The organism is Streptomyces sp. DG2A-72, assembly GCF_030499575.1.
In the GTDB taxonomy this organism is placed as follows: domain Bacteria; phylum Actinomycetota; class Actinomycetes; order Streptomycetales; family Streptomycetaceae; genus Streptomyces.
Map to the genome: position 1 here is coordinate 6,673,368 of NZ_JASTLC010000001.1, position 20,763 is coordinate 6,694,130.

Sequence of the window (20,763 nt, forward strand, 5' to 3'; positions counted from 1 at the left end):
CAGTCCCGCATCGCGCCGCCGCCTGAACCAGGAGCACGGTACCCGTGTCCATACCTCCGCCCCCCGGGCCCCACCAGCCGCAGGAGCCCTACGGGCAGTACCCGCAGTATCAGCAGGGCCCGTACTACGGGATGCCGTACCAGCCCTGGGGTCAGGGCTACCACCCGTTCAACCGCCCGGCGCCGGTCAACGGTGTCGCCATCGGGTCGCTGGTCACCGGGCTGCTCTGCTTCATGCCGGGCGTGGGGCTGGTCCTCGGGCTGATCGCGCTGAGCCAGATCAGACGGCGGGGCGAGCGCGGGAAGGGCATGGCGGTCGCCGGATCGGTGCTGTCCTCGGTCGGACTGGCGTTGTGGGCGCTGTCGTTGGCGACCGGGGCCGCGTCCGAGTTCTGGGAGGGCTTCAAGGAGGGCGTGCGCGACGACTCGAGCCTCTCGCTGGCGAAGGGCGATTGCTTCAACTCGCCCGGCGGTCTCGAGGGCTTCACCTACGACGTCGAGTCCGTGCCCTGCACCGGCCGGCACGACGGCGAGGTGTTCGCGGCCGTGGAGATGCCCGGCGGCTCCTATCCGGGCGACGACAAGGTCTCCCAGGTCGCGGACGACAAGTGCTATGCCCTCCAGGACAGTTACGCGATGGACGCCTGGGCCGTGCCCGACACCGTCGACGTCTACTACCTCACCCCGACCCGAGAGAGCTGGCGGCTCGGCGACCACGAGATCACCTGCGTGTTCGGCCACACGGACGGCAACAGCAGCCTGAGGGGCTCGCTGCGCAACGACGCGACGACACTCGACGACGACCAGATCACCTATCTGAAGGCGGCGGACGTCCTCAACACCGCCATGGACTCCGCTCCCGCGGAGGAGTACGTCGAGGACGACCTGCCGGGCCACAAGGAGTGGGCGGAACGCGTCGCGGACGCGCTGACGAAGCAGGCCGGGATGCTCCGCGACCACCCGTGGCCCGCCGACGCCAGGACGCCGGTCAGAGAGCTCATCAAGAACCTGGAGGCCGCCCGGAAGGAGTGGGCCGCTGCCGCCGGGGCCACCGACGTGGAAGCCTTCTACGAGCACTACGACGAGGGCTACGCACTCACCGCCCCGGAGCAGTCGGTCACCGCGCGCGAGGCTCTGGGACTGGCCACGACCGTGCCCTCGTACGACTACGACGACGGCGGCTCGGACAGCGGGGGAGGGGACGCCGGGATCGAGGTGTGATCGCGGCCATAGCGGGGAGAAAGTGCCTGCGTAAAGCCCTCCCGACAGGCAAGTCATCACATCGAGTGATTCTCTGGCCTTCGCTTGCACCGGACAACCCACGGTTGCCACGCTGTTGCTGTCTGTACAACCTGATGGGAGCGGCCAGTGACATTCGGTGAGCAGCCGGCGTACCTGCGTGTCGCGGGTGATCTCCGCAAGAAGATCGTCGACGGCTCACTGCCCCCGCACACCCGCCTCCCGTCGCAGGCCAGGATCCGCGAGGAGTACGGCGTCTCGGACACGGTCGCCCTGGAGGCGCGCAAGGTGCTGATGGCCGAGGGCCTGGTCGAGGGCCGCTCCGGCTCCGGGACGTATGTGCGCGAGCGGCCCGTGCCCCGCCGTATCGCCCGCTCCGGATTCCGGCCCGCCGGAGGTGCCACGCCGTTCCGGCAGGAGCAGGCCGACGGCGAGGCGCGCGGCACCTGGGAGTCCAGCAGCCGGCAGGCCGAGGCGAGCCGTGCCGTCGCCGAGCGGCTCGCCATCCAGCCCGGGGACCGCGTGATGTGCACCAAGTACGTCTTCCGGGAGGCCGGCGAGGCGATGATGCTGTCCACCTCCTGGGAGCCGCTGGCCGTCACCGGCCGCACCCCCGTGATGCTGCCCGAGGAGGGACCCCTCGGCGGCATGGGCGTCGTCGAGCGCATGTCCGCCATCGACGTGATCGTGGACAACGTGACGGAGGAGGTCGGCGCGCGTCCGGGTCTCGCCGAGGAGTTGCTCGCTCTCGGCGGCGTCCCCGGCCATGTCGTCCTGGTCGTCTCGCGCACGTACTACGCCTCGGGCCGCCCCGTGGAGACGGCCGACGTGGTCGTCCCGGCCGACCGCTACCGGGTCGCCTATCACCTTCCTGTGAAGTAGCGCACGCCGTCACGGCAGTTGGACCGGCCCCCGCCCAACGGGCGCCGGTCCGCCCGGCGCTGGAATCCGGTCGTTCTCGCAGGTCGCCCCAGCAGGTGCGGCAAGTCGCTGACCGGATGCGCGAACACGTCCGCACGGCGCACTCGCCGTCGTGCGCCCCCTATGTCTTGGCTGGTTGCGTACCTCTTTGTGAAAAGCCGTATTCGCTGCGTAAAGGTTAGGCGTAGGCTCAGGCATATGCGGATTGCGGTTTCCTTAGCGGGTGGGGCACGGCACAGGCCGCGGGCGGGACTCGTGCGGTCGTGGGCGGGAAGGAGCAGTGGGGCGGAATGAACGACAGCACGATCACTCTTCCCTGGCTCGTCATACGGCAGGACGACAACGGCAATCGCTACCGCGTGGGCCGGTACGCGACCCGGGCCGAGGCCCAGAAGATCGCCGACAGCCTCGACACCCGCGGACACAAGCAGCTCTACTGGGTCGAGCGCATCGGGCAGAACGGATCGGGCGCGACCGACTGAGCAGGCGCCTCCCGTAGGCTCCCGCACATGACGCAACCGATCGTGGTCGTGGGGGCGGCACTCCTCGACGCCGGCCGCCTACTGGCTGCCCGCCGCAGCGCACCCCCCGAACTGGCCGGACGCTGGGAACTGCCGGGCGGCAAGGTAGAACCGGGCGAGACCCCAGAAGCGGCCCTGATCCGGGAGCTGCGCGAGGAACTGGGCGCCGAGACGGAGACGGTCGACCGCGTGCCGGGCCAGTGGCCCCTAAAACCCCCGTACGTCCTCCAGGTGTGGACCGCCCGCCTGCTGCCGGGCTCCCCAGACCCCAAGCCCCTCCAGGACCACGACGAACTGCGCTGGCTGACTGCGGCCGAGCTCTGGGACGTCCCGTGGCTGGACGAGGACGTACCGGCGGTGCAGGAGATCGAGGCTCGACTGAGGTAGCCCCGCAAGGGGCGCGGGGAACTGCGCGACCAGCCCTCACGGACCTGCACCCGCACGACAACATCACCCCCCGAGCTCTCAGGCACGCCCCACACCCCACATACGCCGTTCGTGCCACAGTGCGCCGCCGGGAGCGGTACTGGTGGCGCGATATCGGGTATGTGCCCATTAACCCCACGAAACTGGACGTGCGTGGGCTTGCTGGCCTGGGAAGTGATCGGCGTGATCGACACCGATGGCGACTGCGCCGAGTGGACCTTTCCCGCGGACCCCGGCGCCGTACGCGCCGCCCGTGCCGCCGTCCGCGCCAGGCTGCACGCGTGGGAGCTGGAGAGCGTCGCCGACATCACCGCCCTCTTGGTCAGCGAGCTGGTCACCAACTCCCTGCGGCATGCCACCGGCCCCATCGGCGTACGGCTTGTCCGCCCCGCCGATGTGCGGGACGTCCTGCTGGTCGAGGTCTCCGACCCGCTCCCGGACCCGCCGCGCGAGCGTGAGGCCCGGCCCGAGGACGAGAGCGGGCGCGGGCTCCAGCTCGTCGCCCACTCCTCGCGCCGCTGGGGGACCCGGCCCGGCGAGGCGGGCAAGACGGTGTGGTTCGAACTGGCGGTACCGGGCTGACCGGGTGTATGGCCGCGGACGCACTGACCGGTGACTGGTTCAGGCCGGTGGCGGTTGTCCCGTCGCGTGATTCGACGACGTGTCCGCTGGTTAGAAGACTGGAAGTGTTGTCGCAGTCCGGACCGAAAACCGTCGGGACCGTGCTGTGATCGTGAACACCGTGTCAGGTGGCGCCGTAGTGCTGGATACTGCGGGCAGCCGCCCCCGGTGACCGGTGCCGGGCGCGGTGAGCTGGAGGGGACGGTTCGCGTGAGCGAGATACCAGCGAAGGCCACGGAGTCCAAGGACCCGTCGGGCGGCGCGAGGACGGGAGCCGCGGCTGCCGTCGCGGCCGACGCGACGAGAGCCTCCGGCGCCGGGCGGCCCGGCGACGACGGGTCTTCCGGCGCTGTGCCGTCCGCCGACACACCCCCCGGTGATGCCATGTGGCAGAGCAGTCCGCCCGGCTCCATCTACGACTACATCAAGGTCGCGTCCTTCTCCATCGGTGCCGACGGCCTCGTCGACCAGTGGAGCCTGCGCGCCCAGCAGCTTTTCGGCATCCCCGCCGAGCGGGCCCTCGGCATGGACCCCATCGAGGCGTTCGTCGACCCCGACCTGCGTGAGCAGGGCCAGCGGAAGATGGCGGAGATCCTCGACGGCCGGGAGTGGACCGGTGTGATCCCCTTCCGGAAGGCGGACACGGCCGATGGAGAGGGCGGCGAGGCCCTCGCCGAGGTCTATGTCATGCCGACGCGCACCGAGGACGGTGAGAAGGCCGCGGTCTGCATCGTCGTCGACGTCCGCACCCTGCGCCGGATCGAGACCGACCTCGCCGCCTCGCAGTCGATTTTCGGTCAATCTCCGTTCGGCTTTCTGCTCATCGACCCCGACCTGCGGGTTCGCCGCGCCAACCACCGGTTCGCCTCCACCTTCGGTGGCACCCCGGACGACCACCGCGGCCGTGGCGTCCACGACTATCTGACCCGGCCGGAGGCCGAACGGGTCACCGCGGTGCTGCGCCGAGTCCTGGAGACCGGCGAGACCATCACGGACATGCATGTCACGGGCTTTCTGCCGGGCTCCGACGAGCGCCGCCACTGGTCCATCAACCTCTATCGCGTGCACAGCGGCACCGGTCGTCCCATCGGCATCGCCTGGCTCGGAACCGACATCACCGCCCGTCGCGCCGCCGCCCGCGAGGCCGCCGCCGCCCGGCGCAATCTCGCCCTCCTCAATGAAGCGGGCGCCCGGATCGGCAACTCCCTCGACCTGGAGACCACGGCCCGCGAACTCCTCGACGTCGTCGTCCCCGGCTTCTGCGACCTGGCGACCGTCGACCTCTACCAGGGCCTGCTGGCCGGCGACGAGACCCCGCCCGGGCTCGCCGACGGCAGCGCGGCGCTGCGCCGGGTCGCCTTCGCCAGCGCGGTCTCCGACGCGCCGTTTCTCGGCGGCGGCACACAGGTCGCCGTCGGCGCCGTCCACCACTACCCCTTCAACTCCCCTTGCGCGGACGCCCTGCGCACCGCCAAGCCGCAGCGCGTCCAGCCCGAGGAGGGCGGCCTCGTCCAGTCCACGTTCGCCGTCCCGATGGTCGCCCACGACACCGTCGTAGGACTCGCGCAGTTCTCCCGTACGAAGGGCAGCGAGCCGTTCGGTGACCGGGACCGGGATCTGGCGGTGGAGCTGGCGGCGCGGGCGGCGGTCTGCATCGACAACGCGCGGCTGTACCGCCGTGAGCACGAACGGGCCCTGATACTGCAGCGGTCCCTGCTCCCGCCGGGCGACCCGGTGGCCGCCGGCCTCGACATCGCCTGCCGCTATCTGCCCGGCAACTCCTCCGCCGACCGGCCCAGCGAGGTGGGCGGCGACTGGTTCGACGTCATCGAACTGCCGGGCCACCGTACGGCGTTGGTGGTCGGGGACGTGATGGGACGCGGGCTCAGGGCGGCCGTGGCGATGGGTGAACTCCGGTCCGCGGTCCGCACCTTGGCGCTGCTGGACCTCGAACCGGCGGAGGTTCTCTCCGCGTTGGACGAGATCGCGCGGGGCCTCGGGGCGCCGGGCGGCGTCCAGCAGGCGACCCGCGCGGCGCGCCGCCCGCGTGAGGCGGACCTGTCCGAGGTGTACCTGGCGACGTGCGTGTACGCGGTCTACGACTCCGTGACGCGCCGGTGCACCTTCGCGAACGCGGGCCATCTGCCGCCCGTCCTGGTCGAGCCCGGCGAGGACGCGCTGATGCTGGACGTGCCGCCGGGCATGCCGCTGGGCGTCGGCGGGGAGCCCTTCGAGGAGGTGGAGGTCGAACTACCCGAAGGCGCGCTGTTGGCGCTCTACACGGATGGACTGGTCGAATCCCGCGATCATCCCCTGGACGAGGGCCTGCAAGCCTTCGTGGGCGCGCTGACGGACCCCTCCGAACCCCTGGAGGACGTCTGCGACCACGTCCTCAACACCCTCGACACCCACCACGGCGAGGACGACATCGCGTTGTTGATGGCCCGGGTCCAGGGTCTGCCGGCCGATTCCGTCGGCGACTGGACGCTCCCCCGCGAGCCCCGCAGCGTCGGACGCGCCCGCGAGTACGCGCGCGGGCAGCTGCTGAGCTGGGACCTGGAGCCGCTGGTCGACACGGCCGAGCTGCTGGTGAGCGAACTGGTCACCAACGCGCTGCGCTACGGCGAAGGCGAGATCAGGCTACGGCTCCTCCTGGACCGCACCCTCGTCTGCGAGGTCTGGGACTCCGGCCTGGTCCAGCCCCGCCGCCGCCGCGCCCGCGACACGGACGAGGGTGGCCGTGGCCTCCAGCTCGTGGGCCTCCTCTCGGCCGCCTGGGGCTCGCGGCGCACCCCGCGCGGCAAGACGGTCTGGTTCGAACTCCCGCTGCCGGACGGCGAAACGGGGCTGACGGATCCGGCGGAGGCGTTGCTGAGCTTGTTCTGAGGGGTCGGCTCGGCGGGGCGCGCGGTTCACGTGGCTGTGCCGCCTCGGCGGGCCCGGGTGCGAGGTCCGCCGAAGCTCGCGGGTGGGCCGCCGTCCGGGGCACCGCCCAGCAGAATCCCGCCGAGGACGGCCCCGCCGACGCCCATTTGCTGTTCCGCGGCTGCGGCGAGCGGGTTGCCGTGCACACGGACGTCCTGCTCGGCGAGTGCGTGGGCGTGCCGGGCGAGGGTGTCGGCCGTGACGCGATCGCCGGTCACCGTGCGCGTGGCCGCCGGCATCCGCCCCACGGCAGGCGCATGCCGCTGGTCCATCGGCCGGTCCACGCCGGCCCGCGCTCGCAGCCCGGCCGCCGCACGCTCCTCCGGCCCCGCCGCGAGCAACCGCTCCGCCTCCGCCAGCCGCGTCCGGGCCTCACCGCCCACCGCACCCCGGTGCGTCAACACAAACCCGTCCGCAAGCCCGACCGAGTCCCGCGCGGCGAGTAGTGCAGCCGTCGGCAACACCCCCGCCCGCCCCGACTCCACCGCCACGACCGCCCGCACGATCCGCCGCAGAGCATCGAGCGGATCGTACGACCCACCGATCACCTCTTCCCGTACGCCGGCCAGCACGCCATCAGCATGCCGAATCCGCGCCCGCAACTCCCCGACGGGCATCCCGGAAAGCCCGCCCGCCGGTTCAACGGAAAGCCCCGAAATGGCCCCCGGGGCACCGACACCACGGCCGCCCGGCGACCCGACGCTGCCTGTTCCGCCGCCGCTCGGCGCCCTCGGGCTGCCCGGGCCGCGTTGCTGCACCCTGCCCGCCCCGCGACCGGACGGCAAGCCCGGCCCGCCCGCCTCACCGTGCGGTGCCTTGTCGGCGTCGCTGTCGGTGGGTGAGGGTGGGCTGTCGGTTTCGCCGTTGTCTGGGGGGCCTGGTCCGTCCGCTTCACCGTGTGGTGCCTTGTCGGTGTCGCTGTCGGTGGGTGAGGGTGGGCTGTTGGTTTCGCCGTTGTCTGGGGGGCCTGGTCCGTCCGCTTCACCGTGTGGTGCCTTGTCGGTGTCGCTGTCGGTGGGTGAGGGTGGGCTGTTGGTTTCGCCGTTGTCTGGGGGGCCTGGTCCGTCCGCTTCACCGTGTGGTGCCTTGTCGGTGTCGCTGTCGGTGGGTGAGGGTGGGCTGTTGGTTCCGCTGTTGTCTGGGGGGCCTGGTCCGTCCGCTTCACCGTGTGGTGCCTTGTCGGTGTCGCTGTCGGTGGGTGAGGGTGGGCTGTTGGTTTCGCCGTTGTCTGGGGGGCCTGGTCCGTCCGCTTCACCGTGTGGTGCCTTGTCGGTGTCGCTGTCGGTGGGTGAGGGTGGGCTGTTGGTTCCGCTGTTGTCTGGCGGGCCTGGTCCGCCCGCCTCGCCGTGTGGTGCCTTGTCGGTGTCGCCGTCGGTGGGTGAGGGTGGGCTGTTGGTTCCGCCGTTGTCTGGCGAGCCTGGTCCGCCCGCCTCACCGTCCGGAGCCTCGCCCGCCCCGTCATCGGCCGACGTGCTGATGCCGCCTGCCCGGCCGCCGGACGCCCCGCCTGCCCAGCCGCCAGGCCCCCTGTCCGTCCCGCTGCCCGGCTCAGTCTCCGCCCTGCCCCCGCCCTCGCCCGTCGGCCCCATCTCACCCCCCGCCTCCGCCAGCCACCCCCGCGCCGCCGCGAGCTCCACCTCCGCGCCGGTGAGGGCGGCCGGGACGATGGTCGCGGCCTCGGTGAGGTGGTGGGCCAGGCGGGCGATGGTGGCGAGGAAGGCCGTGGCCTGGGCGATGGCGCTCTCGGCGGCGCGTAGGTGCCGTGCCGCGCGGTCTGTCTCGCCGGAGTCGGCGGCCTGGTGGGCCTCGTTGAGGCGGGACGTGGCGAACACGAGGCGGTCCTTGGCCTGTTCTACGTGACCGGTGACGGCGGCGGTCGCGGTATGGGCGTACCGCTTGCCGAGGTCCGCGAGGGTGGCCTGCACGGCAGCCGTGCGGCCCGCCAGCTCCCGGAACCGGCTCTCCGCGACCTCCAGCGCCTCGCCCACGCCCTGCTCCAGGCCACGGAGTTGATCGAACCCGGCCGCCTCCGCGTCCAGCCTCCGCCCCGCCTCCTGGCACCGCCCGACGATCCCGGCGAGCGCATGCCGCCGGGACGCCCCGTCGGCCGGGACTCCGTCGTCGTACTGCTGTCGCATCCGGAAGGCGGCCGACAGCTCACCCTCCGCGTCCCGCACGGCCCGCGCGAAGGGCGCCACGGCCGCCGTACCGAACAGGGCCTGAGCGAACCCGAGTTCCTCACGGCTGGTGCGGACACAGTCATCGGCCTCGACCAGCAACGCCCGTGCACGCTCGTCGAGTTCGGCGAGGGGCGGCGGTGGGACGATGACGGGGACGCCGCCGGGCGTCGTCCGTGTACGCGTCCGCCTTGTCCGTCGTAGATACGCGTACCCGGCCAGCGCGACTGCCGCACTCGCCGCGACGAGCGGCAGCACGAGGTCGGCGGTGGACGTCTCGTCCTCTTCCTGCGATACCTGCGATGCATGCGCCGCCTGCACGACCGTCCCCGTCCGGACCGCCGGAACCGGATCATCGGCACTGATCGTCATCCCCGGCAACACAAGCCACACCAGCCCGGCCGCACCGCCCAGCCCGGCATGCGCCACCCGCACGGCGGCACGCCGCTGCCGGTCCCGGATCAAGGATGACGTCACATTTCGGAGCGTATGACCGGTTATGCGGGCGCGCGAGCGGGGGACGTCGGGTGGGGTGGGGCTTCGATGAGGGAGGGGATACGGGGATGGACGAACCGACAGCCGCCGATGGTCAGGTCCCGCCACAGGGGCCACCCGCACTCGACGACGAAAGCGGCACGCGTGGTGCGGGTGGGAACAAATGGCTCCGCCGTGCCCGTCGCACCGTCCTGGCCGTCCTCCTGCTCATCCTCCTTCCCACCCTCGCCGCCGAAACAGCCCTCTACATCAACCACACCGGCGACATGGCCCCCGGCACCCACACCCGCAACCGCGACGCGATCTGGCTCGGTCACGCCTGGGTGGACGGCCGTAAGAAGGACGCCGACGTGACCGCGCTGGCCCGGCAACTCGACACCACCGGCATCAGGGACCTCTACGTCCACGCGGGCCCCCTGGAACACGACGGAACGCTGCCGGAGTCGTCGTACCCGAGGGCGCGTTGGTTCATCGACGCGGTGCACAAGGAGATGCCCGGCATCCGGGTGCAGGCCTGGCTCGGCGACGTGCTGGCCACCGAGAGCCCCGACGGCATGCGGCTCGAGCGACCGGAGACGCGCGCGGCGGTCGTCGGCTCGACCCGCCAGATCCTCGCGGCCGGCTTCGACGGCGTCCACTTCGACCTGGAGCCCCTCCACTCGGACGACGGCAACTACCTCACGCTCCTCGACGCCCTGCACCGCGTCACGAGCGCCCAGAACGCGCCCCTCTCCGTCGCCGCCCACCAGATCGACCCGCTCCCCGGCTTCCACTCCTTCTGGGGCACGACCACCGGCCACCCCAAGTGGTGGTCGCAGAAGTTCTTCGGCCAGGTGGCCCGCCGCGTCGACCAGATCGCCGTCATGTCGTACGACACCATGCAGCCGCTGCAGAGCACCTACGGCGGCTATGTCGCCCAGCAGACCTCCCTCGCCCTGGAGGTCACCCCGCCCACCACCGACCTCCTGATGGGCCTGCCGTTCTTCCACGAGAACCGGTTCGGCCACTGGGCCCACGCCGAGACCGTGCCCGCCGCCGTACGCGGTGTCCGCCTCGGTCTGTCCCGCACGGATGCGGACCGCCGCAACTTCGGCGTGGCGCTCTACGTCGACTTCGCGGCGACCGCGGATGACTGGACGGCGTACCGGGTTGCCTGGGTGGCAAAGCCTTGACCAGCATCTTCCTTTGACTTAACCGTTCCGTTGCCTTTTTGTCATGCGGCCTTTCCCCGCAAGGGTCCTTCAGTTTGTTGTGAATGTGCTGTGGCGCCCCTAGGGTCCACATCTCCTATCCCTGTGAGGTCGCACATTTATGCGAGCGCTAATCACCAGCAAGGCCGCCCGGCGCGCACTGCGCCCGATCGCCGAACTCATCGACCAGCGCATCGAACGTCAAGTCCGCCGTGTCGTCGAGGAGTCCGCCCGGGCCGACGTGACGCAGGAGGAACTGAAGAAGCTGCGTAACCGTCAGCGGCCACTGGAGCTGTTCTTCGACGGGACCGGACGGGGCGCGTCGCGGCTGCCGTCGGCGCCCCATCTCAACCGCACCATCGCGGAGTTGGCGGAGGTGTCCGGCGGGGACAGGGATGCCGCCGAGCGCAGTGTGGCCCAGGCGTTCCGGCTGCTCATCGCGATGGAGGCGCTCGGCGTCGGCCGTATCGCGGGCGGCACGATGAACATCGTCGGCAAGCTGTCCGCCGTACCGCTGCTCGACCCGCCGAACGACGAGATCCTTGAAATCGGCACGCTGTACGGGATGTTCGGTGCCGCTCTCATCCGGATGATGGAGCGGGCCGGGCGTGCGCCCAGCCTGACCATCGTCGATCCGCTCGCCGGAACGCAGCTGCAGCCCGGCGCCACCATGGGCACCGACGCCTCCGGCACCCCGGTGAACGGCGCCGCCGTACGCACCAATCTGGCCCTCGCGGGCGCGGCCGGTGCCGCCGCCCGGATCCAGCAGGGCTTCTCGGAGGACCCCGAGGTGCGTGCCCTGGTCGCCGACCGCGCCTACGGCGTGATCATCGTCGACGGTGACCACTCCGCCGCCGGTGTCGCCGCCGACCTGGAGTGGGCCGAGCAGATCGTCGCGCCCGGCGGCATCGTCGTACTCGACGATTTCGGGCACCCCAAGTGGCCCGGGATCAAGGAGGCTTTCGAGAAGCACATGACCACGGACACCCGGTTCACGTACCTGGGTCAGGTGGCCCACTCGGGGTATCTGCGAGCCCAGGCGTAGTACGCCTCAGGAACGCCGCCGGATCTTGTTCCCGAGCCACACCAGGGGGTCGTACTTGCGGTCGACCGCTCGTTCCTTCAACGGGATCAGCGCATTGTCCGTGATCTTGATGCCCTCGGGGCAGACCTCCGTGCAGCACTTGGTGATGTTGCAGTAGCCGAGACCGTGTTCGTCCTGGGCGGTGCGTTTGCGGTCCAGGCCGGACTCGGCTGCGGCGTCCAGCGGGTGCATGTCGAGCTCCGCGACCCGCATGAGGAAGCGGGGCCCGGCGAACGCCGGCTTGTTCTCCTCGTGGTCGCGGACGACATGGCAGGTGTCCTGGCACAGAAAGCACTCGATGCACTTGCGGAACTCCTGGGAGCGGTCCACGTCCTCCTGCATCATCCGGTACTCGCCCGGCCCGAGACCGTCGGGCGGTACGAAGGACGGGATCTCGCGCGCCTTGGTGTAGTTGAAGCCGACGTCCGTGACGAGGTCGCGGACGACCGGGAACGCGCGCAGGGGCGTGACCGTGATCGTCTCGTCCGGCGTGAAGACGGACATGCGGGTCATGCACATCAGCCGGGGCCGGCCGTTGATCTCCGCCGAGCACGAACCGCACTTGCCCGCCTTGCAGTTCCAGCGGACGGCCAGGTCGGGCGCCTGGGTGGCCTGGAGGCGGTGGATGATGTCCAGGACCACCTCGCCGTCGTTGACCTCGACCTTGAAGTCCTCCAGGCCGCCGCCCTTGATGTCACCCCGCCACACCTTGAAGCGGGCCTCGTAGCTGCTCACTCGTAGAGCTCCTCTTCGGCGAGGTACTTGACCAGCTCCTCCTTGTCGAAGAGGGCGAGCAGGTCGGAGCGGATGGGTTCGGTGGTCTCGCGCAGCAGGTCGATCTGACCGCGCACCGGGTCCGTGGCCGCCAACCCGCCGGAGGGGTCGGCCAGTTGGCACAGCAGGTTGATGTTGCGCCACTTGCGGTCCATCGTCGGATGGTCCTCGCGGGTGTGGCCGCCGCGTGACTCGGTGCGCTCCAGCGCCGCCCGTGCCACGCATTCGCTGACCAGCAGCATGTTCCGCAGGTCCAGGGCGAGATGCCAGCCCGGGTTGAACTGGCGGTGCCCCTCGACACCGGCCCGCCGGGCCCGTACGCGCAACTCGGCGAGCTTGTCCAGCGCGTGCTGCATCTCGCCCTCGCGGCGGATGATGCCGACCAGGTCGTTCATGGTCTGCTGGAGTTCCTGGTGGAGGGTGTACGGGTTCTCCGGCGTGCCCTCTTCGGGGCCCTCCGCGGAGAACGGGCGCAGTGCCTCCGCCGCCGCCGAGTCGATCTGGACGTCGTCCACCGGCGGGCGCTCGAAGGCCTGCGCCGCCGCGTACTCCGCCGCGTGCCAGCCCGCCCGGCGTCCGAACACCAGCAGGTCGGAGAGCGAGTTGCCGCCCAGCCGGTTGGAGCCGTGCATACCGCCGGCCACCTCACCGGCCGCGTACAGCCCCGGCACCCCGCGCGTGGCCGCCGTGTCGGACTCGACCGCGATGCCGCCCATCACGTAGTGACAGGTCGGCCCGACCTCCATCGCCTCCGCCGTGATGTCGACGTCGGCCAGCTCCTTGAACTGGTGGTACATGGACGGCAGCCGTCGCTTGATCACCTCGGCGGGCATCCGCGTCGACACGTCCAGGAACACGCCGCCGTGCGGAGAGCCGCGGCCCGCCTTCACCTCGGAGTTGATCGCGCGGGCGACTTCGTCGCGCGGAAGCAGCTCAGGCGGGCGCCGGTTGTTGTCCGGGTCGTCGTACCAGCGGTCGCCCTCCTCCTCCGACTCGGCGTACTTCTCCTTGAAGACGTCGGGGATGTAGTCGAACATGAACCGCTTGCCGTCGGAGTTGCGCAGCACCCCTCCGTCGCCGCGCACCGACTCCGTGACGAGGATGCCCTTCACCGACGGCGGCCAGACCATGCCCGTCGGGTGGAACTGCACGAACTCCATGTTCAGCAGGGGCGCGCCCGCGAGCAGCGCCAGCGCATGTCCGTCGCCCGTGTACTCCCACGAGTTCGACGTCACCTTGAAGGACTTGCCGATCCCGCCCGTCGCGATCACGACAGCGGGCGCTTCCAGAACGAAGAAACGGCCGGTCTCACGGTCGTAGGCGAAGGCCCCGGAGACTCGATTGCCGTCTTTCAGCACCCGGGTGACCGTGCACTCCTGAAAGACCTTCAGGCGGGACTCGTAGTCCCCGGTCTCCTTCTTGTCCTGCTGCTGCAAGGAGACGATCTTCTGCTGGAGCGTCCTGATCAGCTCCAGGCCGGTGCGGTCGCCGACGTGGGCGAGGCGCGGGTACTCGTGGCCGCCGAAGTTGCGCTGCGAGATCCGGCCGTCCTTCGTACGGTCGAACAGGGCGCCCCAGGTCTCCAGCTCCCACACGCGATCCGGCGCCTCCTGGGCGTGCAGCTCGGCCATCCGCCACTGGTTGAGGAACTTGCCGCCGCGCAGGGTGTCACGGAAGTGCACCTGCCAGTTGTCGTGCGGGTTCGCGTTGGCCATCGCGGCGGCGATGCCGCCCTCCGCCATCACCGTGTGCGCCTTGCCGAACAACGACTTGCAGATCACGGCCGTACGGGCGCCCCGCTCGCGCGCCTCGATCGCCGCCCTGAGGCCTGCGCCCCCGGCGCCGACCACGACGACGTCCCACTCCTGTCGGTCCACCACGGACATCAGAAAAACCTCGGATCATCAAAGGCGCCGGACGCGACGAGATAGACGTAGAAGTCGGCGAGCGCCACGCTCACCAACGACGCCCAGGCGAGCAGCATGTGACGGTCATTCAGCTTCCCCACCCACTGCCACATGCGGTAGCGCACGGGATGCTTGGAGAAGTGCTTGAGCTTGCCGCCGACGATGTGCCGGCAGGAGTGGCAGGAGATCGTGTACGCCCAGATCAGCACGATGTTGACCAGGAAGACGAGCGTGCCGAGGCCCATGTGGCCCCACTCGTAGTTCTCGTCGCGGAAGGCGAGCACGGTGTCGTACGTCAGAATCCCGGCGACCAGGATCGCGGCGTAGAAGAAGTACCGGTGGAGGTTCTGCAGGATCAGCGGGAAGCGGGTCTCACCCGAGTACTTCTTGTGCGGCTCCGCCACCGCGCAGGCCGGGGGCGAGGCCCAGAAGCCCCGGTAGTAGGCCTTGCGGTAGTAGTAGCAGGTCAGGCGGAAACCGAGCGGGAAGATCAGGATGATGATCGCGGGGGAGATGCCCCACCAGCCGCCGAAGATCTCCCAGTTGGGGCCGGCGTGCATCGGCTCGCAGCGCTCCGCCAGACAGGGGGAGTAGAACGGCGAGACATACGGCGCCGCGTAGTAGTCCGCGTCGGCGAAGGCCCGCCACGTCGAGTAGACGATGAACGCGAGCAGACCGGCCGTGGTGACGGCGGGCGCCAGCCACCAGCGGTCGGTCCGCAGATGCGGGGCGTCGATCGCGGCGCGCGTACCGGTGCGTACGCCGCCGCCGACGGGATGGGGTTCAGTTGTCGGTGGTTCCGTACCAGTGGCCAACTCATGACTCCGGTCGGTTCGATCGGCTCGAACGGTTCGAGGGTTCAGGGGGCGTGGCGGTCACGGGCGCCGAGTCCCTCGTCGTCCGTGTCGATCCACAGAGAGTCGTCGTACGGGGTGTCGGGGATGGTGACGAGATCGGGGCGCTTGGGCGCCGTGGGGGCGGAGGCCGCCTCCTTCAGCAGCGCGGCGCTCTCGCGCAGGTGATCGCAGTCGGTGCGGACCCGGCGGATGTCCAGCCCGCCGCTGCCCATGTGCTGTTCCAGGCGGCTGACGGCCCTGGACAGGTCGTCGAGGCTGCGCTGGATGGACGTCAGTTCGTCGTGCACGGACATGACGTTTCCTCACTTCCGTAGGCCGGGCGGCCCTGGGCGGCAACGTTCATGCGCCTGCGAGTGTTGCGCGTCACACCTGCCGGTGGGAAGTCGTGTGCACCGATTGGCTGAGGTCCGTTGGGCCGAGTGGGTGGGCTTCCGACACCACCTCGCCGTGTCGCACTGCGTTGCCGAACCCTTTCCTCTTCAGTGACCGCATACGTGTGATCAGCTCCATATACCGCCAAAAGTGATCATAACGCCCTGTGGCCCTCGGAGGTAAGAGATGTCCCACCCTGAGCTGTGGTTGGGCAGCGCCCCGAAGGGGCGCGGGACTGTGATCGATTTCCGGCTACCGCCGGGTGGGCGCGACCAGCCACGACGGACCCGCAGCCGATCGACGGCCATTCGCGGCACTACGGCCTTCCTGAGCGCGAGCGCCCTCGCGCTCACCGGATGCAGCTCCGAGGACCCGGCCGGCAAACCGCTCGCCGGGCAGGACATCGCGCCCGCCGCCCGCGCCCAGGTCGCCGACGGCGGCACCCTGCGCTGGGCCGTGGACTCCGTACCGGAGACCCTGAACACCTTCCAGGCCGACGCCGACGCCACCACCAGCCGCGTCGCCCAGGCCGTCCTGCCGTCGATGTTCCGGCTGGACGCGAAGGGGAGCCCGCGGATCAACCCCGGGTACCTGGAGTCCGCGAAGGTCGTCGACACCGAGCCCAAGCAGGTCGTCCTCTACAAGCTCAACCAGCAGGCCGTGTGGAGCAACGGCCGGGAGATCGGCGCCGCCGACTTCGCCGCCCAGTGGCGCGCCCTGTCCGGCAAGGACAGCTCCTACTGGACCGCCCGCAACGCCGGCTACGACCGCATCGAGCGGATCCAGCGCGGCGCCAACGACCTCGAGGTCAAGGTCACCTTCGCCCGGCCCTACGCCGACTGGCGGTCGCTGTTCACACCGCTGTACCCGAAGGAGGTCATGGGCACGCCGGACTCCTTCAACGACGGAGCGCGGCGCAAGCTCAAGGTCACGGCCGGTCCCTTCATGGTGAAGAAGATCGACCGCAAGGCCGACCGGATCACCCTCACCCGCAATCCGCGCTGGTGGGGACGGCCCGCCAAGCTCTCCCAGATCGTGCTGCGCTCCGTACCGCGCGACGAGCGCGCCGACGAGCTGGCCGAGGGCAAGCTGGACCTGGCCGAGATCGAGCCCGACCTGTCGCACCGCATCGTCCTCGCCGCCCGCCCGCAGGGCACCGGCACGCCGCTCCAGGGCCCCGACGGCTCGGACGACTCGGACGACTCGAAGGCCCTGCGCGGCTTCGAGGTCCGCAAGGCCTTCGAGCCCGCCTACACCCAGCTCGCCCTCAACGGCGCCGACGGCCCGCTCGCCGACGAGCGCGTCCGCCGCGCGGTGGCCCGCGCCCTGGACCGCGAGGAGCTGGCCAAGGCCGTCCTCAAGCCGCTGGGCCTGCCCGCCGTCCCCGTCGGCAGCCACCTCGCCCTCTCCGGCCAGCCCGCCTACGCCGACAACAGCGACGCCCTCGGCGGCCAGGACACCAAGGAGGCCCAGGCGCTGCTCGCGGACGCCGGGTGGGTGCGGGGCGGGCCCGTCACGGAGCAGCAGGAGAAGGGCGAGAAGGCGGCCGGCTCCAAGGGAAGGAAGTCCGAGGATGAGTCACAGGGCGGCGACGACGGGACGCACATCGTCGGCGAGGACAACAAGGCGCGCGCGGCGGACCGCAAGGCGCCGGGCGAGGCCGACCGGGAGAAGAAGCACCCCGAGAAGCGCAAGGAACACTTCGCCCAGGACGGCAGGCAGCAGCTGAAGCAGGGCGGTGCGCCCGGCGCGTACGCCCCCATGGGCACCGCCGCTCCCGCCGCCGCGCCGGCCGGCCCGCTCGCGAAGAACGGCAAGCCGCTCACCCTCACCTTCGTCCTTCCAACGGGCGACGGCTCGGAGACCCTCCGCACGGTGGCCGACCGAACCCGGCGGATGCTGGACCGGGTGGGCATCCGCACCAAGCTGAAGAAGGTCTCCGACGACAGCTACTTCAAGGACCACATCGCCTCCGGCGAGTACGACCTCGCCCTCTACTCCTGGCCCTCCTCCGCCTTCCCCGCCACCGACGCCCGCCCCATCTACGCCAAGCCCGTCCCCGCCGCCGACGGCTCCCTGAACGTCGAGCAGAACTACACCCGCGTCGGCACCGACCAGGTCGACCAGCTCTTCGACCAGGCCCTCTCCACACTGGACGAGTCCGAGTCCCGCAGCCTCATCCGCAAGGCCGACTCCCGCATCTGGGCCACCGCCGCGTCGATTCCGCTGTACCAGCGCCCTCAACTGACGGCGGCGAAGAGGAGCGTGGTCAACGCGGGGGCCTTCGGCTTCCAGACGCCGGTATATGAGGACATGGGGTTCTTGAAGAAGGGGGCTAGGGCATCGGCCAGCGCATCGGAAAAGTAGGGCCCACGGTTCCGCGAGGGCTCCGGCGACGAGGAGGAGCTTTGAACCAGCCCGGTTGACGGTCAACGTCAAGGAGACAGTGCGTGCTTGGTTCTCGCGACGCACTGGCCGCAGCGCATCCGATCGGGAGGTACCGGATGACGGTTTCGCCCTCGGTGAGGCCGTACGAAAGCAGCGGCAGGATCTCGGGCTGTCCCATCGGGCACGCAGAAAGTGGGACCGTCCCGGTCGACGGCACCCTCGAATGCGATACGAAGACGGAGATCGACGGCAACACCGCCGGACAGGAAGCCGCACGCCTCGGCCGCGGGGCGGACTCGGCAGCCGCCAAAGGCGCCTGACCAGGAACGGAGGCACTCCGGTGCCCAGGTCACACGGTCCCGCGGAGGCCCTCACCGCGGGATCCCCGTACGATGGGGTAAGGCCGTGGCATGTTCAGCCCGGCAGGGCCCGCGTGACACAGACGTACGCGTAGGCCGTCCTCACCACTCCGGGAGTACGCCACATCATGGCCACGCGCCACGACATCCGTAACGTAGCCATCGTCGCCCACGTCGACCACGGCAAGACGACCATCGTCGACGCCATGCTCAAGCAGGCCGGCTCCTTCGCCGCGCACGCCGCCGAGTCCCTCGACGACCGCATGATGGACTCGAACGACCTGGAGCGTGAGAAGGGCATCACGATCCTGGCCAAGAACACGGCCGTGAAGTACCACCCGAAGGATGGCGGCGACGTCATCACCATCAACATCATCGACACCCCCGGCCACGCCGACTTCGGCGGCGAGGTCGAGCGCGGTCTGTCGATGGTGGATGGGGTCGTTCTTCTCGTCGACGCCTCCGAGGGGCCCCTCCCGCAGACCCGCTTCGTGCTGCGCAAGGCCCTGCAGGCCCGCCTCCCCGTCATCCTCTGCATCAACAAGACGGACCGGCCGGACGCCCGTATCGACGAGGTCGTCAACGAGACCTACGACCTCTTCCTCGACCTGGACGCGGACGAGGAGCAGATCGAGTTCCCGATCGTCTACGCCTGCGGCCGTGACGGCATCGCCTCGCTGACTAAGCCGGACAACGGCACGGTGCCGGCCGACTCCACCAGCCTGGAGCCGTTCTTCTCCACCATCCTGGAGCACATCCCGGCCCCGACCTTCGACGAGGCCGCCCCGCTCCAGGCCCATGTCACCAACCTCGACGCCGACAACTTCCTCGGCCGTATCGCGCTGCTCCGCGTCGAGCAGGGCGAGCTGCGGAAGGGGCAGACGGTCGCGTGGATCAAGCGTGACGGGAACATCAGCAGCGTCCGCATCACCGAGCTGATGATGACCGAGGCGCTCACCCGCAAGCCCGCCGAGAAGGCCGGCCCGGGTGACATCTGTGCCGTCGCCGGTATCCCGGAGATCATGATCGGCGAGACCCTCGCCGACCCCGAGAACCCGATCCCGCTCCCGCTGATCACGGTCGACGAGCCCGCGATCTCCATGACCATCGGCACCAACACCTCGCCACTGGTCGGCCGCGGCGGCACCGGCAAGGGCGCCGACAACAAGGCGGCCGTCAAGGACCGCAAGGTCACTGCCCGCCAGGTCAAGGACCGCCTCGACCGCGAGCTGATCGGTAACGTCTCGCTCCGCGTCCTCGACACCGAGCGTCCCGACGCCTGGGAGGTCCAGGGCCGTGGTGAGCTGGCGCTCGCCATCCTGGTCGAGCAGATGCGCCGCGAGGGCTTCGAGCTGACCATCGGCAAGCCCCAGGTCGTCACCAAGGAGGTCGACGGCAAGACGTACGAGCCGGTCGAGCGCATGACGATCGACGTGCCCGAGGAGCACATGGGCGCGGTCACGCAGCTCATGGGCGTCCGCAAGGGCCGGATGGACAACATGTCCAACCATGGCTCGGGCTGGGTCCGCATGGAGTTCGTCGTACCGTCCCGCGGTCTCATCGGGTTCCGGACCGAGTTCCTGACCCAGACCCGCGGCACCGGCATCGGCCACTCCATCCACGAGGGCTTCGAGCCCTGGTTCGGCACCCTGCAGACCCGTAACAACGGCTCGCTGGTCGCCGACCGCGCCGGTTCCGTCACCGCCTTCGCGATGACCAACCTCCAGGAGCGCGGCGTGCTGTTCACCGACCCGGGTACCGAGGTGTACGAGGGCATGATCGTCGGCGAGAACTCGCGCTCCGACGACATGGACGTGAACATCACCAAGGAGAAGAAGCTCACGAACATGCGGTCGTCCTCGGCCGACTCGTTCGAGGCGATCGTGCCGCCCCGCAAGCTCTCCCTGGAGCAGTCCCTGGAGTTCTGCCGCGACGACGAGTGTGTCGAGGTCACCCCGGAGGCCGTGCGCATCCGCAAGGTGAACCTGGACGCCCGAGAGCGCGCCCGCGCCGCGAGCCGCGCCAAGCACGGCTGACCCTCCGCACCGTACGACCGCGCCGGGCCCCCTCCGCGCCGAGGAGGGGGCCCGGCGCGGCTGCGTTCGAGCAGACATAGAGAGAAGGCATAGGGAAAACCCTCGTCTTCACTCAGGAAGCTCACAGGCCACACGAAACGGCTTACCCTGCTGCCGACGCGCCCCGTTCTGGTCCTGACGTCTCGTCAAGGACCGCGCGTCCGGGCCTCGCGGGCATGCCGATGGCACCCCGCGCATGGATCACCGTAACCGCAACTGGTTTTCTCCTCCGGATCGTCCGGTATGCGGACGCCTGCGACCGATAGGTGTGTAACAAGTCCGTTTCGCAGGGATCTTTCGGCAAACGCTTTGTCCGGATTTTGGAAGAAGTATGCGCCAGGTGTGATCGAACCGAGACCTTGAGGGTGTGGTTCGGCCATCGGCCCATGGCAGATAGTTAGGCGCGTAGAGCTCGGACTAACGGGTCACGCGC

At 70.1% G+C, this 20,763-nt stretch carries 16 protein-coding genes; 11 read left to right on the plus strand and 5 right to left on the minus strand.

The window, feature by feature from the left end:
- Positions 1-44 precede the first annotated feature (44 nt).
- From QQY66_RS31785 to QQY66_RS31810, 6 genes are all read left to right on the plus strand, one after another.
- Positions 45-1,220, plus strand: a complete 1,176-nt coding sequence (locus tag QQY66_RS31785) for a DUF4190 domain-containing protein (RefSeq protein WP_301983742.1) — start codon at positions 45-47, stop codon at positions 1,218-1,220.
- Positions 1,221-1,367: 147 nt separating this feature from the next.
- Positions 1,368-2,120: a GntR family transcriptional regulator gene (locus tag QQY66_RS31790; RefSeq protein WP_301983743.1), complete on the plus strand. Its 753-nt coding sequence runs from the start codon at positions 1,368-1,370 to the stop codon at positions 2,118-2,120.
- A 329-nt stretch (positions 2,121-2,449) separates the two neighbouring features.
- Positions 2,450-2,641: an SPOR domain-containing protein gene (locus QQY66_RS31795; RefSeq protein WP_301983744.1), complete on the plus strand. Its 192-nt coding sequence runs from the start codon at positions 2,450-2,452 to the stop codon at positions 2,639-2,641.
- Between the two features lie 27 nt (positions 2,642-2,668).
- On the plus strand, positions 2,669-3,067 hold the full coding sequence (locus QQY66_RS31800; protein WP_301983745.1) for a (deoxy)nucleoside triphosphate pyrophosphohydrolase: 399 nt from the start codon (positions 2,669-2,671) through the stop codon (positions 3,065-3,067).
- Positions 3,068-3,259: 192 nt separating this feature from the next.
- A complete protein-coding gene (locus tag QQY66_RS31805; RefSeq protein ID WP_301983746.1) occupies positions 3,260-3,688 on the plus strand; it encodes an ATP-binding protein in 429 nt (142 codons plus the stop codon).
- Positions 3,689-3,937: 249 nt separating this feature from the next.
- On the plus strand, positions 3,938-6,613 hold the full coding sequence (locus tag QQY66_RS31810; RefSeq protein WP_301983747.1) for a SpoIIE family protein phosphatase: 2,676 nt from the start codon (positions 3,938-3,940) through the stop codon (positions 6,611-6,613).
- A 26-nt stretch (positions 6,614-6,639) separates the two neighbouring features.
- On the opposite strand, the gene QQY66_RS31815 is transcribed toward QQY66_RS31810, so the two are convergent.
- Positions 6,640-9,306: a hypothetical protein gene (locus tag QQY66_RS31815; protein WP_301983748.1), complete on the minus strand. Its 2,667-nt coding sequence runs from the start codon at positions 9,304-9,306 to the stop codon at positions 6,640-6,642.
- 86 nt (positions 9,307-9,392) lie between these two features.
- Between QQY66_RS31815 and QQY66_RS31820 the strand changes: the two genes are divergently transcribed.
- Positions 9,393-10,496, plus strand: coding sequence for a hypothetical protein (locus QQY66_RS31820; protein WP_301983749.1), 1,104 nt, complete (start codon positions 9,393-9,395; stop codon positions 10,494-10,496).
- A gap of 139 nt (positions 10,497-10,635) precedes the next feature.
- Entirely contained in the window at positions 10,636-11,559 is a 924-nt protein-coding gene (locus tag QQY66_RS31825) for a class I SAM-dependent methyltransferase (protein ID WP_301983751.1), read from the plus strand.
- A gap of 6 nt (positions 11,560-11,565) precedes the next feature.
- Here the strand turns inward: QQY66_RS31825 and QQY66_RS31830 are convergent, their stop codons facing one another.
- Genes QQY66_RS31830 through QQY66_RS31845 form a run of 4 tightly spaced genes read right to left on the minus strand, consistent with a single transcriptional unit; the run spans position 11,566 to position 15,429 of the window.
- The gene (locus QQY66_RS31830; protein WP_301983752.1) at positions 11,566-12,333 is read right to left on the minus strand and encodes a succinate dehydrogenase/fumarate reductase iron-sulfur subunit; all 768 of its coding nucleotides are present in this window, start codon (positions 12,331-12,333) and stop codon (positions 11,566-11,568) included.
- Complete coding sequence (locus QQY66_RS31835) at positions 12,330-14,258, minus strand: fumarate reductase/succinate dehydrogenase flavoprotein subunit (protein ID WP_301983753.1); 1,929 nt, start codon at positions 14,256-14,258, stop codon at positions 12,330-12,332. The genes QQY66_RS31830 and QQY66_RS31835 overlap by 4 nt, the downstream gene beginning before the upstream one ends.
- Positions 14,258-15,094 (minus strand): hypothetical protein, encoded by an 837-nt coding sequence (locus tag QQY66_RS31840; protein WP_301983754.1) that lies wholly within the window; start codon positions 15,092-15,094, stop codon positions 14,258-14,260. Before QQY66_RS31840 ends, QQY66_RS31835 begins: the two co-directional genes overlap by 1 nt.
- A gap of 44 nt (positions 15,095-15,138) precedes the next feature.
- Positions 15,139-15,429 carry a hypothetical protein gene (locus tag QQY66_RS31845; RefSeq protein ID WP_301983755.1) on the minus strand — a complete coding sequence of 97 codons (291 nt, stop codon included), beginning with the start codon at positions 15,427-15,429 and terminating at the stop codon, positions 15,139-15,141.
- A gap of 265 nt (positions 15,430-15,694) precedes the next feature.
- On the opposite strand from QQY66_RS31845, the gene QQY66_RS31850 reads away from it, so the two are divergent.
- From QQY66_RS31850 to typA, 3 genes are all read left to right on the plus strand, one after another.
- Positions 15,695-17,875 carry an ABC transporter family substrate-binding protein gene (locus QQY66_RS31850; protein ID WP_301983756.1) on the plus strand — a complete coding sequence of 727 codons (2,181 nt, stop codon included), beginning with the start codon at positions 15,695-15,697 and terminating at the stop codon, positions 17,873-17,875.
- Between the two features lie 137 nt (positions 17,876-18,012).
- Complete coding sequence (locus tag QQY66_RS31855; protein ID WP_301983757.1) at positions 18,013-18,216, plus strand: hypothetical protein; 204 nt, start codon at positions 18,013-18,015, stop codon at positions 18,214-18,216.
- A gap of 167 nt (positions 18,217-18,383) precedes the next feature.
- Positions 18,384-20,291, plus strand: a complete 1,908-nt coding sequence (typA, locus tag QQY66_RS31860; RefSeq protein WP_301983758.1) for a translational GTPase TypA — start codon at positions 18,384-18,386, stop codon at positions 20,289-20,291.
- Positions 20,292-20,763: the final 472 nt, after the last annotated feature.